This is a genomic window from Pseudomonas sp. L7, from assembly GCF_046605565.1.
In the GTDB taxonomy this organism is placed as follows: Bacteria; Pseudomonadota; Gammaproteobacteria; order Pseudomonadales; family Pseudomonadaceae; genus Aquipseudomonas; species Aquipseudomonas wayambapalatensis.
This window is the reverse complement of the sequence record NZ_CP176784.1, coordinates 4,273,811-4,291,080: the sequence shown is the minus strand read 5'-3', so window position 1 is coordinate 4,291,080 and position 17,270 is coordinate 4,273,811. Positions and strand designations below refer to the sequence as shown.

General features: G+C 63.4%; 15 protein-coding genes. 3 read left to right on the top strand and 12 right to left on the bottom strand.

What is annotated here, in order from left to right:
• The first annotated feature begins 219 nt into the window (after nucleotides 1-219).
• Nucleotides 220-429, top strand: coding sequence for a cold-shock protein (locus ACK3BK_RS19835; RefSeq protein ID WP_065862298.1), 210 nt, complete (start codon nucleotides 220-222; stop codon nucleotides 427-429).
• A 64-nt stretch (nucleotides 430-493) separates the two neighbouring features.
• Here ACK3BK_RS19835 and ACK3BK_RS19830 read toward each other — a convergent pair whose 3' ends face one another.
• From ACK3BK_RS19830 to ACK3BK_RS19815, 4 genes are all read right to left on the bottom strand, one after another.
• Nucleotides 494-871 carry a hypothetical protein gene (locus tag ACK3BK_RS19830; protein ID WP_186667251.1) on the bottom strand — a complete coding sequence of 126 codons (378 nt, stop codon included), beginning with the start codon at nucleotides 869-871 and terminating at the stop codon, nucleotides 494-496.
• A 19-nt stretch (nucleotides 872-890) separates the two neighbouring features.
• Nucleotides 891-1,703: a putative RNA methyltransferase gene (locus ACK3BK_RS19825; RefSeq protein ID WP_186709270.1), complete on the bottom strand. Its 813-nt coding sequence runs from the start codon at nucleotides 1,701-1,703 to the stop codon at nucleotides 891-893.
• Nucleotides 1,703-2,854, bottom strand: coding sequence for a succinyl-diaminopimelate desuccinylase (gene dapE / locus ACK3BK_RS19820; RefSeq protein ID WP_411383134.1), 1,152 nt, complete (start codon nucleotides 2,852-2,854; stop codon nucleotides 1,703-1,705). The genes ACK3BK_RS19825 and dapE overlap by 1 nt, the downstream gene beginning before the upstream one ends.
• A gap of 129 nt (nucleotides 2,855-2,983) precedes the next feature.
• Nucleotides 2,984-5,575: a glycosyltransferase gene (locus tag ACK3BK_RS19815; protein WP_186667248.1), complete on the bottom strand. Its 2,592-nt coding sequence runs from the start codon at nucleotides 5,573-5,575 to the stop codon at nucleotides 2,984-2,986.
• 217 nt (nucleotides 5,576-5,792) lie between these two features.
• On the opposite strand from ACK3BK_RS19815, the gene tcdA reads away from it, so the two are divergent.
• Nucleotides 5,793-6,602 (top strand): tRNA cyclic N6-threonylcarbamoyladenosine(37) synthase TcdA, encoded by an 810-nt coding sequence (gene tcdA, locus ACK3BK_RS19810; protein WP_065862293.1) that lies wholly within the window; start codon nucleotides 5,793-5,795, stop codon nucleotides 6,600-6,602.
• Between the two features lie 22 nt (nucleotides 6,603-6,624).
• On the opposite strand, the gene ACK3BK_RS19805 is transcribed toward tcdA, so the two are convergent.
• From ACK3BK_RS19805 to pncA, 5 genes are all read right to left on the bottom strand, one after another.
• Complete coding sequence (locus ACK3BK_RS19805; RefSeq protein WP_186667247.1) at nucleotides 6,625-7,035, bottom strand: SufE family protein; 411 nt, start codon at nucleotides 7,033-7,035, stop codon at nucleotides 6,625-6,627.
• Entirely contained in the window at nucleotides 7,032-8,237 is a 1,206-nt protein-coding gene (locus tag ACK3BK_RS19800) for a cysteine desulfurase (RefSeq protein WP_411383133.1), read from the bottom strand. The genes ACK3BK_RS19805 and ACK3BK_RS19800 overlap by 4 nt, the downstream gene beginning before the upstream one ends.
• 121 nt (nucleotides 8,238-8,358) lie before the next feature.
• Entirely contained in the window at nucleotides 8,359-9,393 is a 1,035-nt protein-coding gene (dapD, locus tag ACK3BK_RS19795; RefSeq protein WP_411383132.1) for a 2,3,4,5-tetrahydropyridine-2,6-dicarboxylate N-succinyltransferase, read from the bottom strand.
• Between the two features lie 39 nt (nucleotides 9,394-9,432).
• A complete protein-coding gene (locus ACK3BK_RS19790; protein WP_411383131.1) occupies nucleotides 9,433-9,780 on the bottom strand; it encodes an ArsC family reductase in 348 nt (115 codons plus the stop codon).
• Nucleotides 9,781-9,910: 130 nt separating this feature from the next.
• Nucleotides 9,911-10,576 (bottom strand): bifunctional nicotinamidase/pyrazinamidase, encoded by a 666-nt coding sequence (gene pncA / locus ACK3BK_RS19785; RefSeq protein ID WP_411383130.1) that lies wholly within the window; start codon nucleotides 10,574-10,576, stop codon nucleotides 9,911-9,913.
• Between the two features lie 215 nt (nucleotides 10,577-10,791).
• Between pncA and ACK3BK_RS19780 the strand changes: the two genes are divergently transcribed.
• Nucleotides 10,792-12,438 carry a Na+/H+ antiporter gene (locus ACK3BK_RS19780; protein WP_411383129.1) on the top strand — a complete coding sequence of 549 codons (1,647 nt, stop codon included), beginning with the start codon at nucleotides 10,792-10,794 and terminating at the stop codon, nucleotides 12,436-12,438.
• A gap of 2 nt (nucleotides 12,439-12,440) precedes the next feature.
• On the opposite strand, the gene ACK3BK_RS19775 is transcribed toward ACK3BK_RS19780, so the two are convergent.
• The 3 genes from ACK3BK_RS19775 to ACK3BK_RS19765 form a co-directional block, all read right to left on the bottom strand.
• Nucleotides 12,441-13,178: a M12 family metallopeptidase gene (locus ACK3BK_RS19775; protein WP_411383128.1), complete on the bottom strand. Its 738-nt coding sequence runs from the start codon at nucleotides 13,176-13,178 to the stop codon at nucleotides 12,441-12,443.
• A 169-nt stretch (nucleotides 13,179-13,347) separates the two neighbouring features.
• Complete coding sequence (gene dapC / locus ACK3BK_RS19770) at nucleotides 13,348-14,544, bottom strand: succinyldiaminopimelate transaminase (protein WP_288374772.1); 1,197 nt, start codon at nucleotides 14,542-14,544, stop codon at nucleotides 13,348-13,350.
• 21 nt (nucleotides 14,545-14,565) lie between these two features.
• A complete protein-coding gene (locus tag ACK3BK_RS19765) occupies nucleotides 14,566-17,265 on the bottom strand; it encodes a [protein-PII] uridylyltransferase (protein WP_186711297.1) in 2,700 nt (899 codons plus the stop codon).
• Nucleotides 17,266-17,270: the final 5 nt, after the last annotated feature.

Sequence of the window (17,270 nt, the reverse complement as noted above, 5' to 3'; positions counted from 1 at the left end):
CTGGAAAATGTATCAGGTGATATACCAGCAAGTTAGGCTGCTGTATCTGCATAAGTTCAGCAAAAATCGTCCATCCACAGACCCGTCATCAATTTTTTTTGTTCTCTGTCATATACTCGGTCCGCACCTTGCAGGAAATTTCCTCAAGCAGTGTCGGCACAGGGAGGAGACCCTGTGCCTGCAAGGCGATCTTCAAAATAAAAATCCGGAGTGTTTCAGATGTCGTCTCGTGAGACTGGGAATGTGAAGTGGTTCAACGATGCCAAGGGTTTTGGCTTCATTCAGCGCGACGGGGGAGCGGATGTGTTCGTCCACTATCGTGCGATCCGCGGTGAGGGGCATCGTACCCTGGTCGAGGGACAGCAGGTGGAGTACTCCCTGGTGCAGGGCCAGAAAGGCCTGCAGGCAGAGGACGTGGTCGGTCTCTGACACGTAGTCGGCACGCTTCAAGCTGCAGGTTGTCCGTGGAACTTGCAGCCTGATGCGAGCTTTTTCAGCTGGTGCGCCAGGTGATTTCCTCCTCACCGTCGGCGCTGATGCGGATCCAGCGATCGGCATCCTCTTCACCATCTTCCTCGACCCAACTGCCCGGCGCGCAGCGCACTTCGACCTCGAGCGCAGCGAAGGCGGCACGGGCGCAAGCAACGTCATCGGCCCACGGTGTCTGATCGCTTTCCAGGTACAGGCTGTTCCATTTCCCTACAGCCTTGGGTAACCAAGTGACCGGAATGTTACCGGCTGTGCACTTGAAGGTCTGGCCTTTCTGTTTCCATTCGCTGCATGGGCCCAGGGCCTGGGTCAGCCAGTCGGCGATCTGCTTGTGATCGACGTCGGCGTCCTTGAGGTAGATCTCGATATCGGGTTGGCGCATTTCAGGGCTCCGGGTGTGCTCAGTCTTGGCGCACGAAATAGTCATAACGCATCGAAACCGTGACGTCGAACGGCTCAGGCTGCTCGATCACGCGGGCACGTTTCTCGGCGCTGGCGCGCCAGCCGTGCGGGGTCATGGCCAGCAGGTCCGCGCGGGCTTTGGCCTCGCTCAGTGTCAGGGTGAACTCGAGCACCTCGCCGTGGGCGTGCTGCATGCCGTCCGGGACCAAGGCCAGGTGCTTGTCGTCGGCGTAGTGGCGCACTTCATCGTAGAGCATCTGGCGCAGCTCCATCAGGTGGCCGCTGGTCGGTCCGACCCGCATCAGGCCGCCACCCGGGGCGAGCAGGCGCTTGGCTTCGGCCCAATCCAGCGGGCTGAAGACACTGGCGATGAAGTTGCAGCTGGCGTCCGCCATCGGCACGCGAGCCATGCTGGCGACCATCCAGGTCAACTGCGGTGCGCGGCGGCAGGCCCGCTTGACCGCCTCGCGGGAGATGTCCAGGGCATAGCCGTCTGCCGTAGGCAGCGCCTGGGCGATCTGCGCGGTGTAGTAACCCTCGCCGCAGCCGATATCGAGCCAGGCGCTGGGCTGGCGTGCTGCGGCCAGTTGCGCCAGGCGCGCGGCCACCGGGGCGTAGTGACCGGCGTCGAGGAAGTCGCGACGAGCCTCGACCATGGCCTGGTTGTCGCCCGGGTCGCGGCTGTTCTTGTGCTGCACCGGCAGCAGGTTCAGGTAGCCCTGGCGGGCGCGGTCGAAGCGGTGGCCGGCAGGGCAGGCCACACCGTTGTCGAGCTGCGTCAGGGGCGCCTGGCAGAGGGGGCAGGCAAGCATCAGGCGAGCAACCGCACCAGGGTCTGGTAATAGATTTCGGTCAGCAGGTCCAGGTCGCTGGCCAGGATACGCTCGTCCACCTGGTGGATGGTGGCGTTGACCGGGCCCAGTTCGACCACCTGGGTGCCCAGGGTGGCAATGAAACGGCCATCGGAGGTGCCGCCGCTGGTGGACGGCTGGGTGTCGCGACCGGTGACGGCCTTGATGCTCGATGACACCGCATCGAGCAGTTCACCCGGTTCGGTGAGGAACGGCAGGCCCGACAGCGCCCAGTCGATCGACCAGTCCAGCTGGTGCTTGTCGAGGATTGCCGCCACCCGCTGTTGCAGGCCTTCGACAGTCGACTCGGTGGAGAAGCGGAAGTTGAACAGCGCGACCAGGTCGCCCGGGACCACGTTGGTGGCGCCGGTGCCGGAGTTGAGGTTGGAGATCTGGAAGCTGGTCGGCGGGAAGAAGGCATTGCCCTCGTCCCAGTGCTCGGCAGCCAGTTCCGCCAGGGCCGGCGCGGCCAGGTGGATCGGGTTGCGGGCCAGGTGCGGGTAGGCCACGTGGCCCTGCTTGCCGCGCACGGTCAGCTTGGCGCCGAGCGAGCCGCGACGGCCGTTCTTGACCACGTCCCCGAGCAGCGTGGTGCTCGACGGCTCGCCGACGATGCACCAGTCCAGGCGCTCGTTGCGGGCCTTGAGCAACTCCACCACGGCCTTGGTGCCGTGATGCGCCGGACCTTCCTCGTCGCTGGTGATGAGGAAGGCAATCTTGCCGCGGTGGTCGGGGTGTTCGTTCACGAAGCGCTCGCTGGCGATGACCATCGAGGCCAGGCTGCCCTTCATGTCGGCAGCGCCGCGGCCGCAGAGCATGCCGTCGGCGTCGATCAGCGCGTCGAAAGGCTCATGCTGCCATTGCTGCACGGGGCCGGTGGGCACCACGTCGGTATGACCGGCGAAGCACAGCACCGGACCGTCCTGGTTGCCATGGGTGGCCCAGAAGTTGTCGACGTCCTCGAAGCGCATCGGCTCGAGCTGGAAGCCGACGGCACCCAGGCGGTTCATCATCAGGGTCTGGCAGTCGGCATCGACCGGCGTCACCGAGGGGCGACGGATCAGGTCGCAGGCCAGTTGAAGGGTAGGCGAGAGCTCGGCTGGGGCCGTCATGGGGGACTCCGGGGCAAGGCAAGGCGGGAAATCTGAGGGGCGTTATCTTATATCAAATGATTTCAGGCTTCACGGCCCATTCGCCGGCAAGTCGCAGCGGCGAATGGGCTGCGAAGCAGCCCGGCTACATCAGGCCTGCTGCGGTTCGGCGGCCTTTTCTCCAGGCTTGGGCAGCGACGACAGCAACGCCATCACCAACGCCGCCAGGTACGGCAGCGACTGCACCAGCAGCATCGCTACCCAGAAGCGCATGTCGGAGCTGGGCAGCCCCTGCACCAAGTAGATCCCGGCTGCCGCGCTCCACAGCAGCAACATGATGAACAGCTCTTCGCGCGCCTCGGAGATCGCCACCAGCACGCCATGGCTGTCGGCGTTCTTCGGGGTGCGGAAGAACGGCATGCTGCTGGTGAAAAAGCCGTACAGCACCGCCTTGGCGATGGTGTGCGACAACGCCAGGCCCGCCAGGGCGGCGGCGAAGGCGTCCTTCATGTTGACTCCCACCGCACGGCGATAGAGGAACACGATCTTGCCGACCTTGAAGAAGAACAGCGCCAGCGGCGGGATGGCAAAGATCATCAGCGGTGGATCGACGCGATGCGGCACGATGATCATCGCCGCCGACCACAACAGTGCGCCGACGGTGAAGAAAATGTTCATGCCATCGGCGATCCATGGCAGCCAGCCGGCCAGGAAGTGGTAGCGCTGGCCACGAGTCAGCTCGCTGTTCTTGCCGCGCAGCAGGGCGCCGGCGTGGTGCTTGATGATCTGGATCGCACCATAGGCCCAGCGGAAGCGCTGTTTCTTGAAGTCGATGAAGGTGTCTGGCATCAGGCCCTTGCCGTAGCTGTTGTGGGCATAGGCGGCCGACAGGCCCTTCTCGAATACCCGCAGGCCCAGCTCGGCATCCTCGCAGATGCACCATTCGGCCCAACCCAGCTCTTCGAGCACGCTGCGTCGAGTCATGGTCATGGTGCCGTGCTGAATGATTGCGTCACGGTCGTTACGGGTGACCATGCCAATGTGGAAGAAGCCCTTGTATTCGCTGTAGCACAGCTTCTTGAAGGCGCTCTCGTGCTGGTCGCGGTAGTCCTGCGGCGACTGCACCACGGCGATCTTCGGATCGGCGAAGTGCGGCACCATGTGCTTGAGCCAATTAGGGTCGACGCAGTAGTCCGAGTCGATCACCGCGATCACTTCGGCATCCTTGGCGGTGTGCGGGATCAGGTAGTTCAGTGCACCCCCCTTGAAGCCTGCCAGCGGGGCCACATGGAAGAACCTGAAGCGCTCGCCGAGCTTCTCGCAGTGGGCCTTGAGCGGCTCCCACACGGCCGGGTCCTTGGTGTTGTTGTCGATCACCAGCACTTCGTAGTCGGGATAGTCCAGGGCGGCGAGGGCATCGAGGGTCTGTTTCACCATCTCCGGTGGCTCGTTGTAGCACGGCACGTGCACCGAGACCTTGGGTCGGTAGGCGCTGTCGCCTTGCACCGGGAGGAATTCGCGTCTTCGCTTGTGAATCCATACAGCCTCGGCCAGCTCGTGGGCCTCGGTGAGCAAGACGATGAACACACCGATGGCGCCGAGGGCCAGAAGCAAGCCTACGGTCAGGCTGAACCAGGTGCTGTACTGCTGGCTGTAGTCGTAGGCGATCCACACCAGCACCGATCCGCAGAGGAAGGTGATGAAGGTCAGGAAGGTGCGTCCGCGTTGGCGCAGCGCCGAGCCGTCGATCAGCAGCACGGTCAGTGCGATCATCGCCAGCACCACCGAAGCCACGGCCAGGGCTCGCCATTGTGGAATGGCCACCACTGGCCCTTCGAAGTTGAATTTCTGCTGGCGTTCGGCGTTGAACACGCCCCAGTACGCGCCCACTGAGCCTTCGTCGCTGGCTTTCCAGGGCTGGTCGTAGGCTTCGATCACGAAGTAGTTGAAGCCGCGGCGGTTCAAGGTGTTGACCAGGGTGCGCAGGTAGATCGCCTGGTCGGCCTGGGTCGCATCGGCGCCGCCGCGCATGCGGCCATTGCTCGGCCAGCCCACTTCCGACAGCAGCAAGGGTTTGCGCGGGAACTGGCGCTTGAGGTCGCGGGCCCGGTCGAGCACGAACTGGATCGAATCGCCCACCGGCACGAACTCCCAGTAAGGCAGGATGTGCGCGGCGATCAGGTCGACGTGCTTGGCCAGTTCCGGGTGCTCTTTCCAGATGTGCCATTGCTCACTGGTGGTCACAGGTACTTTGACTGCGGCCCGCACCCGATCCAGGTATTTGATCAGTGCCTCTGGCGTGATTTCTTCCCGGAACAGGGCTTCGTTGCCTACCACCACACGGACCACGCTGCGCGAGCTGTTGGCCAAACCGATGGCTTTTTCGATCTCGCGCTCGTTGCGCTCCAGATCCGTACTGATCCAGATGCCCAGGGTCACGCGCAGGCCCAGCTCCTCGGCCAGGTGCGGAATTTCCGCCTGGGTGCCTTCGACGGTGTAGATGCGGATGTTGTCGGTGAGCTTGCTGAGTTGCTCCAGGTCCTGGCGCATCTCGTCTTCGCTGGGGTACTGGCCTTTTTGCGGGCTTTCACCGAGGCGGAAGGGCGAATAGGAGAAACCGGAGATCTGCTCTGGCCAGGCTGGGGCCGATACCGGGCGGTTGATCAGCGCCCAGAAGCCGGTGAACAGCGCGGCAATGGCCAGCACCACCACCAGGTTGAGACCGAATTTGCGTGATGACATAGGTGATTCAGTTTCCGAGGAAGGGAGCGGGAAGCGAGCGCCGTGCATCCCGCTCTGTTGTCGTCCAGATCTGCTTGTTTGATAAGACATTAAAGCAGGATTGGTAGGCTGTTTCCTAATGAACGCGCGCTGCGCGAAGAGGAGCATCATGTCGACAAGCCCTCACCGGCGTGTCCGCATGGCATATAATGCGCGCCGGTTTTTTCGGGGTATGAACATGAGCACAGAAGATCCACGCTTTGCCGGTGTCGCCCGGCTGTACGGCGATGACGGCCTGCAACGTCTGCGCCAGGCCCACGTGGCGGTCGTCGGCATTGGCGGTGTGGGTTCCTGGGCGGCAGAAGCCCTGGCGCGCAGTGGCGTGGGCGAAATCAGCCTGTTCGATCTGGACGATGTCTGCGTCAGCAACACCAATCGCCAGGCCCATGCGCTGGAGGGGCAGGTGGGGCGCTCGAAGGTCGAGGTCATGGCCGAGCGCCTGCGCGCGATCAATCCGGCCTGCACCGTGCATGCGGTGGCTGACTTCGTCACCCGTGACACCATGCTCGAATACATCACCGAGTCGCTGGATTGTGTGATCGATTGCATCGACAGCGTGCAGGCCAAGGCCGCGCTGATCGCCTGGTGCCGGCGGCGCAAGATTGCGATTGTCACCACCGGGGGGGCGGGCGGACAGATCGATCCGACCCAGATCCAGATTGGCGACCTCAACAAGACCTTCAACGACCCACTGGCGTCGCGGGTACGTTCCACCTTGCGCCGGGACTACAACTTCTCGCGCAATGTCAGCCGCAATTATGGTGTGCCTTGCGTGTTCTCCAGCGAACAACTGCGCTACCCCAAGGGGGATGGCAGTGTGTGCCTGCAGAAGAGTTTCGTGGGAGAAGGCGTGCGCCTGGATTGTTCGGGGGGCTTCGGCGCGGTGATGATGGTGACCGCGACCTTCGGCATGGTGGCCGTGAGCAAGGCCGTGGAGAAGCTGGTGGCTGGCGCGCGGCGGCCGTCGGAGCGGGTCAAGGCGCAGTAAGCGCCAAGCAGGCGCTTTCGACTCAAGGGCTGGTTACCAACTCCGCCATCTGTAGCAACACCGCATGCAGCCCATTGCTGCGTGAGGGCGAAAGCTGTCGCTCCAGTCCAAGTTGCGTAAACCACTCGCGCAGGTCCAGCCCGGCCAGATCGTCGCTGCCCAGCCCCTGCACCCGCACCAGCAGCAACGCCAGCAGGCCGCGCAGCAGCCGGGCATCGCTGGTTGCCTTGAAGCGCCACTGTCCGTCGACCTGCACAGCCACCAGCCAGACCAGGCTTTCACAGCCATGCACGCGGTTGGCGTCGGTCTTGTCAGACTCGTCCAGTGGCTCCAGGCGATCACCCATCTGCATCAACAGGCGCGCACGCTGCTCCCAGCCTTTTGCCTGGGTGAAGGTGTCCAGCGCCTGCTGGGCTGCTTCGGGCAGGCTCACCGCAGCAGCTCCAGACCCTGGTCGAGCGCATCGAAGAAGCGCTGCAGGTCGTCGCTGTCGTTGTACAGCCCCAGCGAAACGCGGATCGCGCCTTCCAGCCCAAGCCCCTTGAGCAATGGCATGGCGCAATGGTGCCCGGCGCGCACTGCGATCCCTTGTTCGGTCAGCAGGTGGGCGATATCGGCGTTGTGCACGCCATCGATGACGAAGCTGGCCAGTGCGCTCTGTGGGGTGCCGAGGATGCGCACGCCTTCGCGGTCGGCCAGGCCGCGCACCAGGTGCTGGTGCAGGCTGGTTTCGTGGGCCGCCACGGCCGCGGGATCGAGGCTGGCGAGGTAGTCGAGGGTCGCGCCCAGGCCGATCACGCTGGCGATCGGCGGCGTACCCGCCTCGAAGCCCAGTGGCGCGGGACGAAAGCTTGACTCATGGTAGTCGGCCAGTTGCACCATCTCACCGCCGAACTGCCAGTGTCGCAGCCGTGCCAAGGCCTCTGTGCGGCCATAGAGCGCGCCAACCCCGTCCGGGCCATACAACTTGTGGCTGGAAAACACGTAGAAATCGCAGCCCAACAGCTGCACGTCGTGGCGGCCATGAACCACGCCCTGGGCGCCATCGACCACGCTCAAAGCGCCTTGGGCGCGGGCATGAGCAAGCAGCGCAGGCAATGGCTGCCAGGTGCCGAGCACGTTGGATAACTGGCTCAGCGCGACCAGGCGTGTGCGCGGTCCGATCAGTTGCAAGGCGTGCTCGAGGTCGATCCGGCCATGCTCGTCCAGCGGCAGCACCACCAGACGCAGATTGCGGCGCTGCGCCAATTGTTGCCAGGGCAGCAGGTTGGCGTGGTGCTCCAGTGCGCTGACGGCGATTTCGTCGCCGGCTTCGAAGCCATGCTCCAGACCGTAGGCCAGCAGGTTGAGCGCCGAGGTGGCGCCGTGGGTGAAGATGATCTGCCGGGAGTCAACGGCGTTGAGCCAGGTGGCAACCTTGTCGCGGCTGGTCTCGAATGCCTGGGTCGCCAGCGCACCGGGCAGGTGCTGGGCGCGGTGCACATTGGCTGCACCATGGCTGTAGTAGTGGCTCAGGGCGTCAAGCAGGGCCTGGGGTTTCTGCGTTGTGGCGGCGCTGTCCAGGTAGGTCTGACGCTGCCGTTGCAGGGCGGTGATGGCGGGAAAGTCGGCACGCCAGGGGGAGGGCTGGAACATGATCGCGGGGCCTGGAATGAAAATCGGGTCTGGCGTAGTGCCAGACCCGATCTTAACATCTCAAGCACCGAGCGTCCGCTGATCGCGGGCAAGCCCGCTCTTGCAGCGGCCTGCAAAGTCCTCAGTTGTGCGCGTGCAGCGCCTCGTTCAGCTCGATGGCCGACTTGTGGGTCTTGCACTCCACCGCACCGTTGAGCGAGTTGCGGCGGAACAGCAGGTCGGCCTGGCCGGCCAGGTCACGGGCCTTGACCACCTTGACCAGCTCATTGTGCTCGTCGAGCAGGTTCACCTTGGTGCCAGCGGTGATGTACAGGCCGGCTTCGACGGTGTTGCGGTCGCCCAGGGGGATACCGATACCGGCGTTGGCGCCGATCAGGCACCCTTCACCAACCTTGATGACGATGTTGCCGCCACCGGACAGGGTGCCCATGGTCGAGCAGCCGCCGCCCAGGTCCGAGCCCTTGCCGACGAACACGCCGGCCGAGACGCGGCCTTCGATCATGCCCGGGCCTTCGGTGCCAGCGTTAAAGTTGACGAAGCCTTCGTGCATGATGGTGGTGCCTTCGCCGATGTAGGCGCCCAGGCGCACACGGGCGGTGTCGGCGATACGCACGCCGCTCGGGACCACGTAGTCGGTCATCTTCGGGAACTTGTCCACCGAGAACACTTCCAGCAGCTCGCCCTTCAGGCGTGCTTCCAATTGCTGCTCGGCCAGTTCGGCCAGGTCGATGGCGCCCTGGTTGGTCCAGGCCACGTTCGGCAGCAGTGGGAAGATGCCGGCCAGGGAAACACCGTGCGGCTTGACCAGGCGGTGCGACAGCAGGTGCAGCTTGAGGTAGGCCTCGGGGGTGGAGGTCAGCGCACCGTCTTCGGCGAGCAGGGTGGCGACCAGTGGCTTGTGGCTTTCGGCCAGGCGGGTCAGCAGTGCGTGCTGGATGGCATCCACGCCCTTGACCGCGTCGGCGAGCTGGGCGGCCTGGGCCGGGCTGAAGGCGATCGCCTGGTTGCCGCCTTCGTAGCCGAGGATCGGGGTGATGGCCGCGACCAGCTCGCTGGACGGGTTGAGCAGGGGCTGAGCGTAGAAGACTTCCAGCCAGGTGCCCTGGCGGTTCTGGGTGCCGACACCGAAGGCCAAGCTGAACAGAGTGGTGGACATGCGGTTACCTCGTACTGAAATGGATTGACAACGGGCGGCTCACTGCAGGGCGGCCGCGTACAGATCCGGTTTGAAACCCACCAGGGTCTTGTCGCCGAGGTCGAGGACCGGGCGCTTGATCATCGACGGCTGAGCGAGCATCAGCTCGACGGCCTTGGCCTGGTCAAGGCCGGCCTTTTGCGCGTCGTCGAGCTTGCGGAATGTGGTGCCGGCGCGGTTGAGGATCTTTTCCCAACCGTGTTCGTCGCACCAGCGGTTCAGGCTGTCACGGTCGATGCCCTGGGTCTTGTAGTCGTGGAAGTCGTAGCCGATGGCTTTTTCCTCGAGCCAGGTACGCGCTTTCTTCATCGTGTCGCAGGCCTTGATGCCGTAGATAATGTAAGCCATTGAACGTCAAGGGTCGTCGGAGCTTTCCGGGCCGACCCCGCAACTCCTCGAAAATTGGGGTGGGCAGGATTATGCGGTAACTCTCGGCACGGCGCCACGGCTGTGGCGCCGGCTTCTGACCGACGAGTTTTCAGCCTTTGTCGAGCAACTGCCCGGACTTGATGAAATTCACCCCGGCGTGCTGCATCTTGCTCATTGCATTTTCCAGCGAGCCGTCTTTGTCGATGGCGCGGCAGGCGTCCAGCACTACATAGGTGGTGAAGCGTTCGCGCCGTGCGTGCAGGGCAGTCCAGGCCACGCAGAAATCCAGGGCAAGGCCCACCACGTAGACGCTGGTGACCGCTTTTTCACGCAGGTAGCCGGCGAGGCCGGTGGTGGTCTTCTGGTCGGCTTCAAAGAAGGCCGAGTAGCTGTCTACCAGCGGGTTGCCGCCCTTGCGCACGATCAACTGGGCGTGGGGCAGGTCTACCTTGGGGTGGAATTCGGCACCCTGGCTGCCCTGCACGCAGTGATCCGGCCAAAGCACCTGGGGGCCGTAGGGCAGTTCGATGATGTCGTAGGGGTTCTTGCCGGGATGGCTGGAAGCGAAGGAGATATGCCCGGCGGGATGCCAGTCCTGGGCCTGGACCACAGTGCGGAAATTCACGGCGATCTGGTTGACCAGCGGCACGATCTCGTCGCCGCGGGGCACCTCCAGGGCGCCGCCGGGGGTGAAGTCATTCTGGATATCGATCACGAGCAGGGCGCGATCGGGGCTATCGTTGCTGATTGTGTGGTTGCTCGGTGCAGTACTCATCGAAAGGCCTTCCTTGTTGTGACGATGGTGGGGTTATAACAGCGGTTTCTGAATCAGCTGTTTGTGTAGCATGGTGTTACATCTTCTCCGGCGACTTGCGACTTAGGTGCAGCAGTTCGTTGGCGGCTTGGCTCGTTACTATATGTGTCCAGTTACCGACGGCGTTGTCCAAGGCGACCAGGACCGCTTTTGAATCGAAAAGGGAAACACGCCACATGCAGTCAGCTTATACCGTTCTTATCCTGCTGATGCTGGTCAGTGTCTCCAAGCTGGTGGGGCGGATGATCCCGCTGCCCCTGCCACTGGTGCAGATCGGCGCTGGAGCGCTGCTGGCCTGGCCAACACTCGGCCTGCACGTGGCCCTGGATCCCGAGTTGTTCCTGTTCCTGTTCCTGCCACCGTTGCTGTTCGCCGATGGCTGGCGTATCCCCAAGCGCGAGCTATGGCGCATTCGTGGCCCGGTGGTGGCCTTGGCCGTGGGGCTGGTGCTGTTCACCGTGGTGGGCGCGGGATACTTCATTCACTGGATCCTGCCAAGCATTCCACTGCCGGTAGCGTTCGCCCTGGCCGCGGTGCTCTCGCCCACTGATGCGGTGGCAGTTTCGGCGATTACCCAGGATCGCCTGCCAACACCCTTGATGCACATGCTCCAGGGCGAAGCGCTGATGAACGATGCTTCGGGCCTGGTGACGTTCAAGTTCGCATTGGCGGCAGCCATTACCGGGGTGTTTTCGTTGACCGATGCCAGCCTGACGTTCGTGCTGGTGGCCATCGGCGGGCTTGCGGTTGGCGTGGGACTGAGCTGGTTGGTGGGGCGCCTGCGTGCCTGGATGATCGCTCGGGGCTGGGACGATCCGGCGACGCATGTGGTGTTCATGCTGCTGTTGCCCTTTGCCGCCTACGTGCTGGCCGAACGACTCGGTGTCTCGGGCATTCTCTCGGCGGTGGCGGCAGGGATGATGCAGAGCTGGCTCGACCTGTTGCCGCGCCAGACCAGTACGCGCCTGCTCAACCGCAGCGTCTGGTCGCTGCTGGAGTTCGCCTTCAATGGCCTGATTTTCCTGCTGCTGGGCTTGCAACTACCCGACATCATCAAGGCAGTGGTCAGCCATGAAGCGTCGTTGTGGCCGACCCTGGCCTTGCGTTGCCTCGATGTGGTGGCGATCTTCGTGGCGTTGGTGCTGCTGCGGTTCGTCTGGGTACAAAGCGTGTGGCGCGCTATCGGCGTGGTGCGCCGCTGGCGCGGTAAGTCGGCGCTGGTGCTGATGCCCAGCGCACGTTCGTGCTGGCTGTTGACCCTGGGCGGCGTGCGCGGGGCCGTGACCTTGGCGGGTGTGATGTCGGTGCCCTTGCTGATCGGGGCCGGCCAGGCGTTCCCGGAGCGTGATCTGCTGATCTTCATTGCCGCCGGGGTGATCCTGCTGTCGCTGATCAGTGCCTGCATCGCCCTGCCGATTCTGTTGCGCGGGGTAACCAAGAGCCCGGACGAACGCCTGCATCAGGAAGTACAGGAAGCCTGGAGACGCACCGCGGAAGCCGCTATCCATGCACTGGAGGCCGAGGAGGTCATCGATGCCAATGCCCCGCAGGATGCCGCCCAGGCGACGCTGGCGACCGAGTTGAAGGCGCGCCTGATGGCGGAATACCGGGATGAGCTGGACAGTTACAACGACAGCGCCGAAGCGCGTGCGCTGGCCGAGCAGATGGATCTTCTGGAGCGCCGCTTGCGCTTGCGTGCATTGCGCGCACAGCGGCTGGAACTGTACAGCCTGCATCGCCAGCACCTGGTGGGGGATGAAGTAGTGCGCCAGGTGCTGGGTGAACTGGACATGAGCGAGGCGAACCTGGGGCAGGTTCGTTAGCGTCAGTCGTGTGGGTAGGCCAGGCGCATCATCTCGAGGTCTTTCGCACTGAGCTCCGTATTCTGGACTACCTCGGATCCATCCAAGGTCATCCAGGCCGCAATCGGGTAATGCATTATAGAGAGCGGATCGTACTGGGTTTTGATCAGTTCGTTGTCGGGCCGTTTGTTCAGGTAAGTCTCCCTGATGTCTTGCTCTGACCAGTCATCCGATTGCTTGGCAGCTTCGAATAGAGCCGGCTCGTTCCAGGGGATGGTGGCATCGGGGTGTAGCTGTTCATGTTCGAATCCTAGTGCATGGCCGAACTCGTGTAACACGGTGGATTTGAATGATTCATCCCCCGGTATGACATTCAGCGACATGGTGTAGTCTTCACTAGCCAGTGCATCGGTGCCGATGTCTGATTCGTTGTGCTCTGCATGTTCGCCTGTGAGGATCCTGATCTGGGCATGTTTGTCATCATCTTCTGACAGATCAAGCTCCAGGTTGGCGCCGGAAAGATCCACCCACTGGCAAGCCAGTTCGAAGATCGACATCTTGAGCTTTCTGTCCGGAGCACCGAGAAACGAGATCCACAAAGTACGACCGGGTGCCCATAGTCGGCCGGTCTCGATCAGTCCGCGCTTTTTTCGACCGCCGTTGCTCTGGCCCCTGTTGCGGGGGTTCTCGGTAACGGCCAGATCATGGGAGAGCTGCTGATCGATGCGGTGGCGAGTACGGAGTGAGGCGAGTGTATACATCGGAGAGTTCCTGGTGTGGTTGGAACTCAGGATGATCTGCGACCGATCAAGCTACGTGGCATTACATAAGTCTGTGCGGTGACACGCGTTCAGGCATCCCAGCGCCCGAGTGCCGTTAGATAGTTACCTAGGGGCTGACATCGACGCCAGTCCCAAGGGGAGAGGCATTTCAGCGCCCTGCGAGGAACCCGCGAATCCGCTCGGCCGCCTCGATGCACTCGGCCAGAGGCGCAACCAGCGCCATGCGCACGCGTCCTGCGCCCGGATTGACGCCATCCACTTCACGCGACAGATACGAGCCCGGCACAACGGTCACGTGCTCGGCTTCGAACAGGTCACGGGTAAAATCAGCGTCGCTGCCCGGCACCTTGGCCCACAGATAGAAGCTGCCATCCGGGCGTTGCACGTCCATCACCGGTTGCAGGATCTCGAGCACGGCATCGTACTTGGCGCGGTACTGGTCGCGGTTTGCGCGCACATGGGCTTCGTCCTGCCAGGCGGCGACGCTGGCCAGTTGCGTCTGCACCGGCATGGCGCAACCGTGGTAGGTGCGGTACAGCAGGAATGGCTTGATGATCTCGGCATCGCCAGCGACGAAGCCCGAACGCAGACCCGGCAGGTTGGAGCGCTTGGACAGGCTGTGAAACACCACGCAGCGTTTGAAGTCGTTGCGGCCGAGCTCGGCGCAGGCGCTCAGCAGGCCTGGTGGTGGAGCGTCTTCGTCGAAGTACAGCTCGCTGTAGCACTCGTCGGCGGCAATCACGAAATCGTGCTCGTCGGCCAGGGCGATCAGCTTTTTCAGGGTGTCCATCGGCACCAGTGCGCCGGTGGGGTTGCCAGGGGAGCACAGGAACAGGATCTGGCAGCGCTTCCAGATCTCGACCGGCACCGCGTCGAAATCAGGGTTGAAGCCGTTGTTTTCCAGGCAGGGCAGGTAGTGCGGAGTAGCTCCGGCCAGCAGCGCCGCGCCTTCGTAGATCTGGTAGAACGGGTTGGGGCTGACCACCAGGCCGTCGTCGGCGCGGTTGACCACCGTTTGCGTGAAGGCGAACAGCGCTTCACGGGTGCCATTGACCGGCAGGACATGCTGGTCGGCATCGAGCCAGCCAGCGGGCACGCCAAAACGGTGCTCGCACCATTGGACGATGGCCTGGCGCAGGGCCGGCAGGCCGAGGGTGCTGGGGTAGACCGCCAGTTTATCGAGGTTGTCGGCCAGGGCCTTGGCGACGAACGCCGGGGATTCATGCTTCGGCTCACCGATCGACAGGGCAATGGCGCGTTTGTCCGCGGCAGGTTTCACGCTGCCGAGCAGGGCGCGGAGCTTCTCGAAGGGATAGGGCTGAAGCTGGGTCAAGGCATGGTTCATCGGCGCAAGGTCTCGTAATCGTCAGAAGGTCACGCGGGTAGGGCTGGTATCGCTGGACTGGCCGGCCTGCAACTGTTCGACGATGGCTTCCTGCAGGCGGCTGCACAGTTGCGGGTCGGAGAGCGGCTGGTTGTCGGCGTCGGTGATGAAGAACACGTCTTCCACGCGCTCGCCGAGGGTGGCGATCTTGGCGTTCTGCAGCGACAGGTCGAACTCCAGGAAGATCCGCCCCAGGCGCGCCAGCAGGCCGGGCCGGTCGGGTGCGGTGATTTCGAGGATGGTCACCGGGCGCTGGGCATCGTTGAGGATGGTCACCTGCGGCGCGAAGTTGAAGTGCTTGAGCTGGCGCGGCACGCGCCGCTGGATGATGGTCGGGTAATCCTCGGGATTGCGCAGTGCCTCGGTCAGCCCTTCGCGGATCTGCTTGACCCGCTGCGGGTTGTCGCCGATCGAGCCGCCGTCGTTGTCGAGCACGATGTAGGTGTCGAGGGTGAACTGGCTGCTGGAGGTGATGATGCGGGCGTCGTGGATGTTCAGGTTGAGCTGCGACATCGCCGCCACGGTCACGGCGAAGAAGTCGTGCTGGTCGGGCGCGTAGATGAATATCTGCGTGCCGCCTTCGAACTCGCGCTGGGTGGTTTCCTTGATCAGCACCAGCGGGCCGCCATCGGCCGGCTGCTGGAGAATCGCATCGCTGTGCCAGGCCACATCGGCGGCGGTGTGCTTGAGGAAATAGTCGTCGCCCAGCTGCGACCAGAGTTGCTCCACATCGTCCGGGTCTGTGCCTTCGCGCACGAGGATGTCCAGCGCGGCGCTTTGTGTCTGGCGGATCTGCTCCTCGCGGTCCAGCGGGTTCTCAAGGCCCCGGCGCAGCGCGCGCTTGGCCTCGGTGTAGAGCTGGCGCAGCAGGCTGGCGCGCCAGGAGTTCCACAGGCTGGGGTTGGTGGCGTTGATGTCGGCCACGGTCAGCACGTAGAGATAGTCCAGGCGGGTTTCGTCGCCGACGAACAGGGCGAAATCGTTGATCACCTGCGGGTCGGAGAGGTCCTTGCGCTGGGCGGTGGTGGACATCACCAGGTGGCTCTGCACCAGCCAGGCAATCAGCCGCGAGTCCCAGGCCGGTAGCTGATGGCGCTCGCAGAACGCCTGAGCATCCACCGCACCGAGCTCGGAGTGATCGCCCTGGCGACCCTTGCCGATGTCGTGATAAAGGCCGGCGAGGTAGATCAGCTCAGGCTTGGGCAGGCGTCCCATGAGCTTGCTGGCCAGCGGGAATTTCTCCGACACCGGGGTGTACTGCAGTTTGCGCAGGTGCTTGATGAGGTTGAGCGTGTGCGCATCGACCGTATAGATGTGGAACAGGTCGTGCTGCATCTGTCCGACGATCAGGCCGAATTCCGGCAGGTAGCGACCGAGGATGCCATAGCGGTTCATGCGCCGCAGGTTGCGGTGGATGCCGATCTCGCACTTGAACAGTTCGATGAACAGGCTGGTGTTGCGGATATCGTTGCGGAACTTGTCGTCGATCAGGTGCCGATGTTCACGCAGAAGGCGCACGGTGTCGGCGCGTACGCCCTTGATCTCCGGATGCTGGGCCATCAGCACGAAGATCTCCAGCATGGCGAACGGGGTGCGCTTGAAGACGTTCGGGTTGACCGCCTCTATATAGCCGTCATGCAGGCGAAAGCGCGAGTTCAGCGGCTGGGTGCTGCCATTGTCGTCGGCGAGGATCACTTCCTCGAAGTGCTGGATGATCAGGTCGCAGAGCTGGCTGATGCTCATCACCACCCGGTAGTACTGCTGCATGAACTGCTCGATGGCGCGCTTGGGGTTCTCGTCGCTGTAACCGAGCAGCGCCGCGATACTGCGCTGGTGGTCGAACAGCAGGCGGTCTTCGGCGCGTCCGGCGAGCATGTGCAGGGCGTAGCGTACGCGCCAGAGGAAGGCCTGCGACGAGGCCAGCAGGTCGTTCTCGCTTTCCAGCAGAAAACCTTCGCCAGCCAGCGCGTGCAGGTTGAGGGTGCCGTACTGGCGGCGGGCAACCCAGAGCACGGTCTGGATGTCGCGCAGGCCACCTGGCGAACCCTTGACGTTGGGCTCCAGGTTGTACTCGGTGTCGTTGTACTTGTGGTGCCGTGCCTTGAGCTCGGCACGCTTGGCCAGGAAGAACTCCTTGCTGGGCCACATGTGCGCGGTGCTGGTGACTTCCAGCATGCGCTCGCGCAGCGTCTCGGGGCCGGCGACGGTGCGGCTTTCCATCAGGTTGGTGATCACTGTCAGGTCGGCGCGCGCCTGCTCGGCGCATTCCTCGACGGTGCGCACGCTCTGACCGACTTCCAGGCCGATGTCCCACAGCAGTGTCAGGAAGCGCTCGATGGCGTCGCGATACTGCTCGTGTTCCGCCTGGTCGAGCAGGATCAGCAGGTCGATGTCCGACCAGGGGTGCAGCTCGCCGCGGCCGTAGCCGCCGACCGCGACCAGGGCGATGCCGTCCGGATTGCCCCAGTCGAACTGGTTCCAGGCCTGTTGCAGGATATTGTCGACGAACCAGGCGCGGTCCTCGATCAGGCGGCGGATCTCGACGCCTTCGCGAAAGCGTCTGTCGAAGACTTCTGCGGCCTGGCGCAGTGCCTTCTTGAAGGCGGGAATGGGGCTTGCCTTGAGCGCCAGTTCCGCCTGGAACTGGCCACGGTCGAACAGCTCTGGATCCACCTGGGGCATCGAGT